Genomic DNA, 13,054 nt, shown 5'->3' on the forward strand with positions numbered 1-13,054 from the left:
GTAACAAAGCTATTGTGAGAAAGTTATTAACAGGAGGATATGAAGATGTCTCAAATCTATTCAATCCAAATCGCTGCGAAAGCATTGAATTTACATAAGCTTATTTCTCTTTATCAAAAATGCCACCAGGCTCAACATCGTCTATATGTGTATTCTAAAAAAACAATGTGCAACATCAAGAACATCGTAGAGCTTGAAACCTTCAGGCTCACTCATTTAGAGTCTGACTACTTAATTGTCGTAGAGGGAAAAAAAGCGCAAGATCTCTTGCAGCCATTTGAAAAAGAGCAGGTTTCATAAAAAAGAGCAGCCCTCAGGCCGCTCTTTTGTTATATCCACTCTTTTGTCAACCAAACTTGTTTTGAAGCTGCATCCATTTTCACTTGTGCCCCGATTGGCATCGTAAGCATCGGGTGTGTATGGGCACAGTCAAAATCTGCGATGAGCGGTCTCTTTGTCTCTCCAAGCACCTCAAGTAAAATCTCGTAAGGTTCTTTTCCCGTTCCCTCATCATCTAACAGCTCATGTTTTCCCAAAAGAATACCTGATACCCGCTCAAACACTCCATTTACTTTCAATAAAGAGAAGTTTTTTTCTACAACCGAAGCGGTTTTCATGCAATCTTCAATAAGGAGGACGTCTCCGTTTTGAATGGCTGGCATGAACTCACTTCCCCATATGCCGTACATGGCATTCAGATTCCCGCCGATCAATCTACCTTCTGCCTGTCCCTCTATGACGCACAGCCAATCGTTTGGACGCTGCTTTTTATCACGCGTCTTTTCTTCCCAATTGATTCGTTCATCCGTCCAAAAAGGTGGTTTTTTGACCTGATAAGGAATGGTTTGAGGCTGCATCAGGATGTCTTCGAACGACTGATATGTATAAGCGACGAACGGTTCAAACTCTCCAAAAGATGGGACAAGCGCCGGTCCGTAGAATACAGGCAGTCCCGTTTTTTCGTAGGCTGCTAAAAGAATCGCTGTCGCATCTGAATAACCGATCATGATTTTCGGATGTTGATTCAGCAGCTCAAAATCAAGATAAGGCAGCAAACTATTTGAATTTGTCCCGCCAATCATTGACATGACACACGCCAAGTCCTCTCTAGCCATTAGCTCATTCAGCTCATCGGCTCGTTCTTGAATTGTACCTGAACGGTAGTGATCCTCTTTCCCTGTTAATGATCCTGGTACCACAATGAATCCTTTTTGCTCAAGCCACTTCTTCGCCCGCTGATACCTAAGAGGCGAGGTCGCTGATGCAGGACTTGAAGGTGAAAAAATACCGATCTTATCTCCCTTTTGTAATCGCCGAAGCCCCTTCATTCCATCAGATCCTTCCTACACGAGTTTTTTCTATCCTAACAAAAAAAGCCCTTTATCAAAAGGGCTTTCAGATTTTTGACAAAGGGCTATAATGATCTTTATTTTAGTCCTTTATCTTTTTTCAGCGTGATAGAAAACCTTTGCAGTCTAGGAAGGACGAGCACTGGAGCGGAGCGAATTGAACATTCGTGAGCACCAGAGCGCAGGACTGACAACGAATGCGAGGGTTTGTCTACACGCTGAAAGCCCTTTATCAAAAGGGCTTTCTCTTTATTCTTAATGACCAAACTGCGCTTCGTGCAGTCTGCTGTATACGCCGCCCATTTGGATTAAGTCTTGGTGGCGGCCTTGTTCTTGAATGCCTTCCTCTGTCACGACGATGATACGGTCGGCGTGTTTAATTGTCGCAAGGCGGTGGGCAATGACGAGTGTTGTCCTGCCGACAGCTAGTTCGCTCAGTGCATCCTGTATGGCTTTTTCTGTTTCTGTATCAAGTGCTGATGTGGCTTCATCTAGAATGAGAATGGACGGGTTTTTCAGGAACATCCGCGCAATCGACAGACGCTGCTTTTGACCACCTGACAGTTTGACGCCGCGCTCCCCTATCACGGTATTTAACCCTTCTGGGAAACGCTGAACGAGTTCCTCTAAATGCGCACTTCTTACAGCCTCCCAAATCTCTGCATCACTGGCTTCTAGGTTGCCGTACGCAATGTTTTCACGAATGGTGCCCGAGAATAAAAAGACATCCTGCTGCACAATACCGATCTGCTGCCTTAAAGAAGACAATGTCATAGACTTTGTGCTTACACCATCAATCGTGATCTCCCCTTCATCCACATCATAAAAACGAGGCAGTAGACTGCAAATGGTTGATTTCCCCGCTCCTGAAGGCCCGACAAACGCAACCGTTTCTCCTTGTTTGATCTTTAAATCGATATCCTTTAGCACATGGCTGTGTTCATCGTAGCCAAATGTCACGTTTCGATATTCAATTTCACCTTTCAGTCCGTATACATCACGTGCTCCCTCTGTATCCTTCACATCCGGCTCTGTTTCTAGTAAATCGACATAGCTTTTAAAGCCCGCAATGCCTTTTGGATACATTTCAATGACCGTGTTGATTTTATCAATCGGTCTAAATAAAACATTTGTAATCAGAACAAACGCGATAAAGCCACCTGCTGTTAATTGGCCTTGCAGGACAAACCATGTACCTGCGAGAAGGACAAACAGTGTCACAAGACGTGTCAGAATATAGCTGATTGATCCATTGACCGACATAATTTTATAGGAAAGAAGCTTCGCTTTCCGAAAACGGTTGTTGTTTTCAGCAAAACGCTTTTTCTCGAAATGTTCATTGGCAAAGGCTTGAACAAGTCGAATGCCCCCGATATTGTTTTCAACCCTTGCATGAAAGTCTCCAATGTCATTGTTTAGCTGTGTAATCGCATGCGTCATTTTCTTATTAAAATGAAGGGCTAGCCAGATGATGACAGGCATGATCAGGAAGGTTAAAATAGCAAGCTGCCAGTTAATCATCAGCATGACAGCAAAGGCGCCAAGAATCGTCATAATCGCTATAAACAAATCTTCAGGTCCGTGATGCGCCACTTCTCCAATGTACATGAGGTCGTTTGTCATCCGTGACATGAGCTTACCCGTTTTGTTGTTATCGAAGAATTTAAAGGATAGGCGCTGAAAGTGATCAAACAGCTTCTTCCTCATATCTGTTTCAATATTAATTCCAAGCATATGCCCCCAGTACGATACAATAAATTGCATAACCGAGCTGAGTGCATAAATGACAAACAGCGCAAGTGCGGTCCAGCCAATGACCGACCAGTTTCCTGTTGGCAATAATGTATCAATGAAGTAGTTCACGATAAGCGGGAAACCCAGTTCCATCAATCCAACGGCGACAGCGCAAAAGAAATCTAAAAAGAACAGACCTCGATAGGGCCTGTAATAGGCGAAAAAGCGTTTTAGCATATGTAAAAGAACCTCATTTCCTCTATAATTGATAATCATTTTCAATTATAGAGGAATCCTCTTCAAAATACTAGATCAGGAAATGATTTCTTTGACTTGAAATCCTCATAACACGCCAGAAAACAACCGGGCAAAGGATTCCTTTAAGCGCTCTTTTAAGCTTCTTTTATAAAAATGGACAGGCCCCATTTGCTCACATTCTTTCATATCTTCTTCATAATGGGCCATCAGTTGCTCAATGGGCTTTTTCGCGGCTGTAAAGACATTGACCTCAAAATTGAGCTGAAAGCTTCGCATATCCACATTTGCGGTACCGACAGAGGCAAGTTCTCCATCTGCGATCATCACTTTTTGATGCATGAAGCCCTTTTGATAGTGATACACCTTGATGCCCTCTTTTAGGAGCTCAGAAAAATAGGATCGTGTGGCGTATTGTGTGAGAAAGCCGTCATTGATCTCCGGTACCATCACCCGGACATCCACCCCTCTTGTCGCAGCAATTTTTAATGCTGTACGAAGGGATTCATTTGGGACAAAATAAGGTGTCGCAATCCAGACAAATTGTTTCGCATTTGAGATGAGTGCATCATATAAATCACTCATACTTTCTTTCATATCGGGTCCAGTCGGTACAACCTGAATCACATCCTCTCCCGTCACAGGATGCGGCGTATGATACTTCGGATCCTCAATTAATACTTCATCTGATACATACTCCCAGTCGAGCATAAAAACAGAGTGAAGGGTCTGAACAGCCTCACCCTTTAACATGGTATGCGTATCACGCCAAAAACCGATATTTTCATCACGTCCGACATATTCTTTTCCGACATTTAACCCGCCGACAAACCCTGTCTTCCCATCAATTATCACGATTTTGCGGTGATTTCGGAAATTGAATTTTTGATTAAAAAAACCATATTTTAAAGGCAGAAAAGGAGCGACCTTGACTCCCGCCTGCTTCAAGCGTTTAATATCTTTTCGAGAGAAGCGAATGCTGCCAGCCGCATCATAGATGAAGCGAACCTCCACCCCTTCTTTCACTTTTTCTATCAGAATCTCCATCATCCGGTGCCCGAGGAAATCTGATTTGAACATGTAGTATTCTATATGGATGAACGATTTTGCCTTTTTTAATTCTTCAAAAATACGGGGAAACGTCTCCTTCCCATTCTTTAAAATGTCCATATCACTATTTGTGTTCACATGCATGCCTGTTGCCTTTTCTGTGTAATGAAAAAAAGTCCGCTGATTTTCGGTTAGACGCGATTCATCCGGCTTGCTCTCAAGCTCAGATATTCTACGTAGTTTTTCACGGTTGTACATTCTCTTTGATTTGAATAAATGACCTTTCACATAGAGCTGTCCTGAGAACAAATAAAACATATAGCCAATGATCGGGAAAAAGATGAGCACATACATCCATAAGAGTGTGTGCTGTGATGTACGGTTTTCTAGCATGAGTGAGATGATACTAAATAAAATAATGGCGATATAAACTGCCGCGTACAGCTGAACACTCCACGTTGGAACCTGCCACCAATACACCACATATGCCCCGAATATCATAAAATATAAAAATAAAAATTCCAGCCTTCTTTTTTTCACATTCTCCGCCCTCATTCGTTTCTGTCTTTTCTCTTCCATACCCTTTGCACAGCTTGTATGAAACGCACGACCTATGCCTTTCTTCTAGCTTTTACAGACTTGGACCATTTGATCCGATATAATGGATAAATATGTGATGGAAAGGAAGATTTGTTTATGTATACACCCTCTCCTTTAAAAAAGGGCAGCCATATTCGTGTCATTGCCCCAAGCCGAAGTGCCAGCATTTTATCAGAAGAAGGAATCGCTCAAGCAAAAAAGCGTTTAGAGATGTTAGGTTTCACTGTCTCTTTTGGACAGCACGCGTTTGAATGTGATCTTCATTCCTCATCATCTATTGAACACCGCTTGTCTGATTTGCATAAGGCGTTCACAGATGATGAAGTCGACGGTATTTTGACAGCTATTGGAGGCTTCAATTGCAATGAACTTTTGCCTTACATTGATTACGACTTGATCCGTCAGCACCCTAAAGTTCTTTGCGGATACAGTGATATTACCGCACTCGCAAGCGCTATTACTGCCAAATGTGAGATGGTGACTTACTCTGGACCCCATTTCTCCAGCTTTCAAATGGAACAGGGACAAGAGGAGCAGACCGCTATGTTTCAAGCCTGCTTGATGAATGGCAGTGAGTCTTTTGATGTGACCCCTTCGACAAAGTGGAGTGATGATGCGTGGTATCTTGATCAAGCGAACAGACAGTTTCATCCGACGAAATGGGGAATATATCAGGAAGGAACAGCTGAAGGCACCTTGTATGGGGGGAACCTTTGTACACTGAACTTACTGCAAGGGACATCGTTTATGCCTCAAATCAAGGATGCCATCTTATTTGTAGAGGATGATGAGTTGGTCTTCCCTGAAATGTTCGCCAGAGACCTCACCTCCCTCATGCAGCATGCAGAATCAATCAAAGGGTTGATCATCGGACGCTTCCAAAAGAAATCCGAGATGACAGAGGAACATTTGAGGTTCATTTTAGATAAACATCCAATGCTCAAACACATCCCAGTGATCTACGATGTCGATATCGGACATACGCAGCCGGTCTTCACCTTACCAATTGGTGGAAACGTGAAGCTAGCGTGTAAAGATGGAGACGTGCAGCTGCGCATTCTATCATAAAACAGAGCCAAAAAAGCACCCAAATAAACGGTGCTTTTTTCTATGCCACGATCTTTTATAAAATTTTTTTAGAAAAAAGTGATCCAACTCTTTTCCCCCTTCGTTAAGTAGATGTAAAAAGAAAAGAGAGGAGGGGGCAACTTGTTCTCTGATGTACTTAGTCAATTATTCGATTCTATTTCTAACATTATTAATACGCTTGGGTAATGTTCAACACCTGCTGTCCTTAGAAGATAGCGGGTGTTGAACATCAAAAAGCCCCACTCCTATAGTAGAGCGGGGCTTTTTTGTATTACATCTTTTCCGGAGCCGATACGCCAATTAGTTTTAATGCATTAGCAAGCGTGATTTGTGTTGCTTTCATGAGTGAAAGACGTGCTGTTGTTTTTGTTTCGTTTTCTACATCAATGACTTTTTCGGCATTGTAGAAGCTGTGAAGGGCTGATGCAAGGTCATAAATATAGTTCGTCACGCGGTGCGGAATACGCTTTTCAGCTGCTTCTGCTACAACTTCTGGGAAGCTGCCAATGATTTTGAGAAGATCGTATTCTTTTTCCGATTGAATGTGAGAGAAATCTGCTTTTTCAAGGTTTGGCTCGTAGCCTTTTTCTTCACCTTGACGCAGCATACTGCAAATTCTCGCATGGGCATATTGTGCGTAGTACACAGGGTTTTCGTTAGACGTAGAAATCGCTAAATCTAGGTCAAAGTCCATATGTGTCGCCGCACTTCTCATTGCAAAGAAATAACGAGTAGCATCTAAGCCTACTTCTTCAATCAGATCACGCATCGTGACGGCTTTTCCTGTACGCTTACTCATCTTCATCTTTTCACCGTTTTTGTATAGGTGAACGAGCTGAATGATTTCTACTTCAAGCTTGTCAGCAGGATATCCAAGTGCTTGAATCGCCGCTTTCATTCGAGGGATATAGCCGTGATGGTCCGCTCCCCAAATGTTAATGAGCTGATCAAAGCCTCTGTCTAATTTGTCTTTATGATATGCGATATCTGGAAGCAGGTAAGTGAAGCTGCCGTCTTTTTTAATCAGCACACGGTCCTTGTCATCACCAAAATCAGTTGAACGCAGCCACGTTGCACCGTCTTCTTCAAAGACATAGCCTTTTTCACGAAGGGTTTCCAGCGCTGGTTCGATTTTTCCGTTTTCATATAAAGAGGTTTCTGAATACCATACATCAAATGGAACACGGAAATTCTCAAGGTCTACACGCAATTTCTCTAATTCGTATTTTAATCCGTATTCACGGAAGAACTTCATCCGCTCTTCTTCTGGCTCATGCACGAAACGGTCACCAAATTCATACGCAAGCTTTTGCCCGATGCCTTTGATGTCTTCTCCTCTGTAGCCGTCTTCAGGCATCTCTTTTTCAAGACCGAGTGCCTCAAAGTAACGTACTTCTACAGATAAAGCGAGATTATTGATTTGATTCCCTGCATCGTTGATATAGTATTCACGGCTCACATCGAACCCTGCTTTATCAAGGATGTTGCAAAGGGAATCACCTACAGCTGCTCCGCGGGCATGTCCAAGGTGAAGGTCACCTGTTGGGTTGGCTGAGACGAATTCGACTTGCACCTTTTGACCGCCGCCTGTATTCGTTTCGCCATATGCCTCTTTTGCTTCAAGGACAGCTGGGATGAGCTTTGTTAAATACTGATTGTTCATATAAAAGTTAATGAATCCTGGACCTGCGATATCCAGTTTTTCAATAGAAGCTTTCCCTTTATCAAACGCTTTGACAATGTCCTCTGCGATTTGGCGAGGTGCTTTTTTCGCAATGCGGGCAAGCTGCATCGCCATGTTGGTGGAGTAATCACCGTGAGTTTTGTCTTTCGGCACTTCTAAAAGGACATCTGGTACCTGGCTTTCATCAGCAAGTCCTGCTTTGACGACTGCCGCAATGATTTCTTCTTTTAACGCATCTTTGACCTGTTCTGCGATATTCATGAACGTAAATCCTCCTTATACGAAATCGATAATGTATGTAAATGCTTTTGATCTTCCCCTGTCAGCATATCGTACGTAATGTGCAGCAGTCCCTTGTCCACATCTAGATCAATGCCATGTGTGTGTACATCAAGCTGTAGTGTACCGAAGGGCATCGTGTAATGTGTGACGGTCGTTTCTCCGATGAGAAAGCGCTGCTTCATTTGAATGGCACCTGATCTCATGACAAAAATTTCTTTTTCACTCATTTTCACAACGGTTTTTACTTGACCCATTTCATGTTCTTCATGGTAAGTGAGATACGTTTTGTCATTCTTCTCTTGATACGTTCCAGTCGTGCGGAATTCGATCGTTTCAGCCGGCTCCGTCTCTGGTTTCATCACTGACTTGACATGAATTGAAATTTGGTTTTGTGTCATTTTGCACTTCCTTTGCTAAGACCCGTTTAACTAAAATAGTATACCATATTCATGATCGCCTATCATACCATCATTTCTCTTCTTCACGGCGATTAAACCTCGTTTTTGATCTTCCGCCATCCCTTTAGAAAAAAAGAAACAGGACACTCACTAATACCACCAATCCAGCCTTTACGCCCAAGTCTTTTCTGTTGATTAAATAAAAAAGAGCTTGTACGCCTGAACTTGCCAAAAATACCTGAAAAAAATCAAATGGCACGATTTGCGTCTGCTTACATACCACCTGCATGAATAACGCAATGGCCGTCAGATAGAAAAAGCCTCGATCCTGAAACAGCCCCATCATCTCTTCCTTTGCTTCCTTTTTCGAAGCAAAAACGGGCGGCTCAGCTTTGAGCTCTCGTTTCAGCGTGAGAATGCCTGCCGCTAACACACATAAAGCGAGAAGCACCATCAATATAGAAGAAAACATGAACTGCCTCCTTTTCCATGTAAAAAAAGAGCTTGTCCACATGAGATGACAAGCTCCTCTATCAAGGTGTTATTTCACAAATCCAAGCAGCATTTCGCGTAAAAGCTTGCTCGCTGTATTCGCTGTTTGGTCAGAATGATCATATACAGGTGCTACCTCAACAAGGTCTGCACCGACTACTTGGACATCAGATCCTGCAATCGCATGAATAGATGCAAGCAGCTCTTTTGATGTAATACCGCCAGCATCCACCGTGCCTGTACCAGGTGCATGAGCCGGGTCTAATACATCAATGTCGATCGTCACATAAACTGGACGCCCCTTCAGCTTTGGCAATACTTGCTTCAATGGCTCCAGCACTTCAAATTTAGAAATGTGCATGCCCGCTTCTTTTGCCCATTCGAATTCTTCTTTCATTCCAGAACGAATCCCGAAAGAGAACACATTTTCAGGTCCAATGAGTCCTGCTACTTTACGAATCGGTGTTGAATGAGACAGCGGCTCACCCTCGTATTCCTCACGAAGATCCGTATGTGCGTCCATATGGATGATCGCCAAATCAGGGTATTTCTTATGCATCGCACGGAAAACCGGCCAAGATACAAGATGCTCGCCGCCCATTCCTAATGGAAACTTCCCTTTTTCTAAAATGCTGTCGACATACTCTTCAATTAAATCTAAGCTTTTCTGTGCATTTCCAAAAGGAAGTGGAATGTCACCGGCATCAAAGAATGGCACCTCGTGCAGCTCACGATCTAAATAAGGGCTGTATTCCTCTAAACCAATCGAAACTTCACGAATACGGTTTGGGCCAAAACGTGAGCCTGGTCGGTAACTGACGGTCCAGTCCATCGGCATACCGTATAAAATGACTTTTGCATCTTCCCATGTCGGATGACTTCCAATAAACACTTTTCCTGAATAAGCCTCGTCGAATCTCAAACAAGATTCCTCCTTTTACGCTTCAAAAAATGCGCAAACCGTCATTTGCGCATGTCCATTCCGCTTGATTTATTTGATTAAGTCGCTCACAAATTTCGGCAGAACGAATGCCGCTTTGTGCAATTCTTTTGTGTAATATTTCGTTTCAATATCAAAGAAACGGCTGTCTTCTACAGCAAGTGGATCATATTTTTTAGAACCGATGGTAAATGTCCAAAGACCACTTGGATACGTTGGAATATTCGCTGTGTAAAGCTTCGTGATTGGGAAAATTTCTTTCACATCACGCTGTACATTTGTAATCAGCTCAGGTGTGAACCAAGGGTTGTCCGTTTGTGCCACGAAAATACCGTCTTCTTTAAGTGCTTTTGAGATTCCTGCGTAAAATCCTTTAGAGAACAGATTCACAGCTGGACCAACTGGTTCAGTTGAGTCCACCATGATGACATCATATTCGTTGTCAGCTTCGGCAATGTGCATAAAGCCGTCTCCGACTTTGACATCTACACGAGAATCGTCTAGTTTCCCAGCAATAGAAGGAAGGAATTTCTTCGAGTATTCGATGACTTTTCCATCAATATCAACAAGTGTCGCTTTCTTCACACTTGGGTGTTTGAGGATCTCACGAATGACACCGCCGTCTCCTCCGCCTACGACAAGAACATTTTCCGGGTTTGGATGAGTGAAAAGAGGAACATGTGCCACCATTTCGTGGTATACAAACTCATCTTTCTCAGATGTCATCACCATACCGTCTAAAAACAGCATATTGCCAAACTCTTCTGTTTCCACCATTTCTAAATGCTGAAAATCTGTTTGTTCTGTGTGAAGGGTTTTGTTCACCTTCAATGTAATACCAAAATTCTTCGTTTGCTTTTCTGTATACCAAAGTTCGCTCATTGTCCATCTTCCTCTCATCCAATAATAAAAAAACATCTATTGTTAGCGCCTTTATCGGCTATGACTATATCGATTGTCCAAGAAAAAAGTATAGTGGATTCATATCAAATTGTAAAGAACCGCATGAGTTCTCTTCAATTTTAATGGACGCTCTTGCAATCATTTGTTTAAAACGGTTTTCTTTGTTCCATACTGATAAAAAACCGTCAAAATGGGGGCTTTGCATGGACACAATCATGAGTAATAAAAAAATCCGCATGACCGTGAAAACGATTCGAGCCTGTTTTTTTATTGGCTTGCTCGCTTTTCTATTTGCAGGCACTGTCTTTTTGACGATTCTTTTACTTGCCAAATGGCAAGGTGCCCCTTCTGTTCAAGTTCCCCAATCCACGACCATTTATGCAGCCGATGGTTCAAAGCTTGGAGAATCCAGCTTTGGAGAAAAGAGATATTGGGTGCCATTAAAGGCCATGTCCTCTCATATCAGGCAGGCAGCTGTAGCTGTTGAGGATAAAACTTTTTATGAGCATCATGGCTTTGATGTGAAACGGATGGCAGGTGCTGCAGTGGCTGATATTCGTGCCATGGCTAAGGTACAAGGAGCCAGCACGATCACCCAGCAATATGCACGAAACCTGTATTTAGATCATGATAAAACGTGGAAGCGGAAGTGGAATGAAGCCTTTTACACGATCCGCTTAGAGCAAAACTATACAAAAGATGAGATTTTAGAAGGATACTTGAACACCATTTATTATGGTCACGGAGCGTACGGCGTGGAAGCGGCGTCCCGTCTGTATTTCGGGAAAAAAGCGAAGAATTTGACCCTCGCCGAATCTGCCTTACTTGCCGGTATCCCAAAGGGCCCTTCTCTCTATTCCCCTTATGTGAATGAAGAGAAAGCCGGCGCAAGAAAGAATATGATTCTGAGGCAAATGCAAGAGGACGGCATGATTACGAAAAAAGCAGCCGCTGAAGCTTCGAAAGAAAAACTGTCCTATCGCCCTTTGCAGCAGAAGCAGCTGCAAGCAAAGCAAGCCCCGTATTTTTATGATGATGTGATTCGTGAGTTGAAACAAAGCTTGGGGTTAACTGAGGAACAGATTGAAACCTATGGACTTCATATCCAAACGACTTTAAATCCAGAGTTACAGAAAATCGCAGAGAAGACGTTAAAAAACACAATATATTCGAAATCAGACATCCAAATCGGCTTTACCGCTATCCATCCCCAAACAGGTCATGTACTCGCCCTCATCGGGGGAAGAGATTATGAGAAAAGTCCATTCAATCGGGTGACACAGGCGAAAAGACAGCCCGGTTCAACAATGAAACCTCTCCTCTATTACATTGCCTTGCAGAATGGGTTTACACCAGCAACCGTCATGCGCAGTGAAGAAACGGTTTTTGAGCTCGATGATCAAGGAAGCGGTGCTGCTTATTCACCAAGCAATTATCATGGCTATTACGCCAATGACGGCATTACCATGCTTCAAGCCTTGGCGCTGTCTGATAATATTTATGCCGTGAAAACCCATCTATTTTTAGGAATGGAGCAGCTTGTACGTGCTGGCAAAACATTTGGAATCAACGAAAAACTAGATCAAGTGCCATCACTTGCCCTTGGCACGTCCCCTGTCAAACCAATTGAAATGACCAATGCTTACGCCATGCTGGTCAACGGCGGAAAACGCGTCAAACCAACCTTTATTACGAAAGTAACGGACGCAAAAGGCAACGTGCTTTATGAAGAAAAACAAAAACGAGAGCAAGTCCTAGATGAAAAAGCAGCATTTATTACCACCGATATGATGTCAGGAATGTTCAATGATCAGTTAAACGGCTATACGAGTGTCACTGGCCGCACCATTATGAAGGATCTCACACGAACATACGGAGGAAAATCGGGAACGACAGGAGCCGACAGCTGGATGATCGGCTTCTCTCCCCAGCTCGTCACAGGTGTGTGGACGGGCTATGATAAAGGGCGCACCATTGACTCGGTCGAAGAAACAGCCTATGCAAAAAAGATATGGGCATCCTTTATGGAATCAGCCCTCTCGAAGCAGCCAGCCTCCTCCTTCATGCCGCCAGACGGTGTAAAAGGTGTGTATATCAATCCAAAAACCGGCGATCTCGCAGGCCCAGGATGTGAATCAAAGGTATTCACCTATTTTATAGAAGGAACGGAGCCGACAGGTGTCTGCTACGGTGCTGAGGACAAAGCCTCTGAACAAGATCCGGTTCAAGATCAAAAACCAAAGAAATGGTGGGAAAAGTGGCTGAAACGTTAAAAAAG

Annotated in this window: 11 protein-coding genes; 3 read left to right on the plus strand and 8 right to left on the minus strand. The window is 43.2% G+C overall.

All coding sequences use genetic code 11. The features are described from left to right. The first annotated feature begins 45 nt into the window (after positions 1 to 45). Positions 46 to 300, plus strand: a complete 255-nt coding sequence (locus MKZ03_RS17160; RefSeq protein WP_095285673.1) for a general stress protein — start codon at positions 46 to 48, stop codon at positions 298 to 300. Between the two features lie 29 nt (positions 301 to 329). On the opposite strand, the gene MKZ03_RS17165 is transcribed toward MKZ03_RS17160, so the two are convergent. The 3 genes from MKZ03_RS17165 to cls form a co-directional block, all read right to left on the minus strand. Beyond that, positions 330 to 1,328, minus strand: coding sequence for a S66 family peptidase (locus MKZ03_RS17165; protein ID WP_341032493.1), 999 nt, complete (start codon positions 1,326 to 1,328; stop codon positions 330 to 332). A gap of 276 nt (positions 1,329 to 1,604) precedes the next feature. After that, positions 1,605 to 3,320 (minus strand): ABC transporter ATP-binding protein, encoded by a 1,716-nt coding sequence (locus MKZ03_RS17170; protein ID WP_106043109.1) that lies wholly within the window; start codon positions 3,318 to 3,320, stop codon positions 1,605 to 1,607. A 105-nt stretch (positions 3,321 to 3,425) separates the two neighbouring features. After that, positions 3,426 to 4,889 carry a cardiolipin synthase gene (gene cls / locus MKZ03_RS17175; RefSeq protein ID WP_107314968.1) on the minus strand — a complete coding sequence of 488 codons (1,464 nt, stop codon included), beginning with the start codon at positions 4,887 to 4,889 and terminating at the stop codon, positions 3,426 to 3,428. A gap of 195 nt (positions 4,890 to 5,084) precedes the next feature. Here cls and MKZ03_RS17180 point away from each other — a divergent pair, with 195 nt between their 5' ends. Continuing rightward, on the plus strand, positions 5,085 to 6,056 hold the full coding sequence (locus MKZ03_RS17180) for a S66 family peptidase (RefSeq protein WP_334750543.1): 972 nt from the start codon (positions 5,085 to 5,087) through the stop codon (positions 6,054 to 6,056). A 292-nt stretch (positions 6,057 to 6,348) separates the two neighbouring features. Here the strand turns inward: MKZ03_RS17180 and argS are convergent, their stop codons facing one another. The 5 genes from argS to speE form a co-directional block, all read right to left on the minus strand. Then, positions 6,349 to 8,022 (minus strand): arginine--tRNA ligase, encoded by a 1,674-nt coding sequence (argS, locus tag MKZ03_RS17185; RefSeq protein WP_334750544.1) that lies wholly within the window; start codon positions 8,020 to 8,022, stop codon positions 6,349 to 6,351. Next, complete coding sequence (locus MKZ03_RS17190) at positions 8,019 to 8,441, minus strand: DUF1934 domain-containing protein (protein ID WP_003215400.1); 423 nt, start codon at positions 8,439 to 8,441, stop codon at positions 8,019 to 8,021. Before MKZ03_RS17190 ends, argS begins: the two co-directional genes overlap by 4 nt. A gap of 124 nt (positions 8,442 to 8,565) precedes the next feature. After that, positions 8,566 to 8,913 (minus strand): hypothetical protein, encoded by a 348-nt coding sequence (locus MKZ03_RS17195; protein ID WP_034660328.1) that lies wholly within the window; start codon positions 8,911 to 8,913, stop codon positions 8,566 to 8,568. Positions 8,914 to 8,982: 69 nt separating this feature from the next. Beyond that, positions 8,983 to 9,855, minus strand: coding sequence for an agmatinase (gene speB / locus MKZ03_RS17200; protein WP_088003052.1), 873 nt, complete (start codon positions 9,853 to 9,855; stop codon positions 8,983 to 8,985). A 69-nt stretch (positions 9,856 to 9,924) separates the two neighbouring features. Continuing rightward, positions 9,925 to 10,755 carry a spermidine synthase gene (speE, locus tag MKZ03_RS17205; protein WP_307500418.1) on the minus strand — a complete coding sequence of 277 codons (831 nt, stop codon included), beginning with the start codon at positions 10,753 to 10,755 and terminating at the stop codon, positions 9,925 to 9,927. 224 nt (positions 10,756 to 10,979) lie between these two features. Between speE and MKZ03_RS17210 the strand changes: the two genes are divergently transcribed. Then, entirely contained in the window at positions 10,980 to 13,049 is a 2,070-nt protein-coding gene (locus MKZ03_RS17210) for a transglycosylase domain-containing protein (RefSeq protein ID WP_334750545.1), read from the plus strand. Positions 13,050 to 13,054 lie beyond the last annotated feature (5 nt).

The sequence above is a fragment of the Bacillus sp. FSL R5-0431 genome, assembly GCF_038002985.1.
Classification (GTDB): Bacteria; Bacillota; Bacilli; order Bacillales; family Bacillaceae; genus Bacillus.

Bases quoted from the DNA above. Each gene is read 5' to 3' on its own strand.
- MKZ03_RS17160 (WP_095285673.1), top strand. From the start codon at position 46: ATGTCTCAAATCTATTCAATCCAAATCGCTGCGAAAGCATTGAATTTA.
- MKZ03_RS17210 (WP_334750545.1), top strand. From the start codon at position 10,980: ATGGACACAATCATGAGTAATAAAAAAATCCGCATGACCGTGAAAACG.
- MKZ03_RS17165 (WP_341032493.1), bottom strand. From the start codon at position 1,328: ATGAAGGGGCTTCGGCGATTACAAAAGGGAGATAAGATCGGTATTTTT.
- MKZ03_RS17195 (WP_034660328.1), bottom strand. From the start codon at position 8,913: ATGTTTTCTTCTATATTGATGGTGCTTCTCGCTTTATGTGTGTTAGCG.
- speE (WP_307500418.1), bottom strand. From the start codon at position 10,755: ATGAGCGAACTTTGGTATACAGAAAAGCAAACGAAGAATTTTGGTATT.
- MKZ03_RS17190 (WP_003215400.1), bottom strand. From the start codon at position 8,441: ATGACACAAAACCAAATTTCAATTCATGTCAAGTCAGTGATGAAACCA.
- MKZ03_RS17180 (WP_334750543.1), top strand. From the start codon at position 5,085: ATGTATACACCCTCTCCTTTAAAAAAGGGCAGCCATATTCGTGTCATT.
- MKZ03_RS17170 (WP_106043109.1), bottom strand. From the start codon at position 3,320: ATGCTAAAACGCTTTTTCGCCTATTACAGGCCCTATCGAGGTCTGTTC.
- argS (WP_334750544.1), bottom strand. From the start codon at position 8,022: ATGAATATCGCAGAACAGGTCAAAGATGCGTTAAAAGAAGAAATCATT.
- cls (WP_107314968.1), bottom strand. From the start codon at position 4,889: ATGATATTCGGGGCATATGTGGTGTATTGGTGGCAGGTTCCAACGTGG.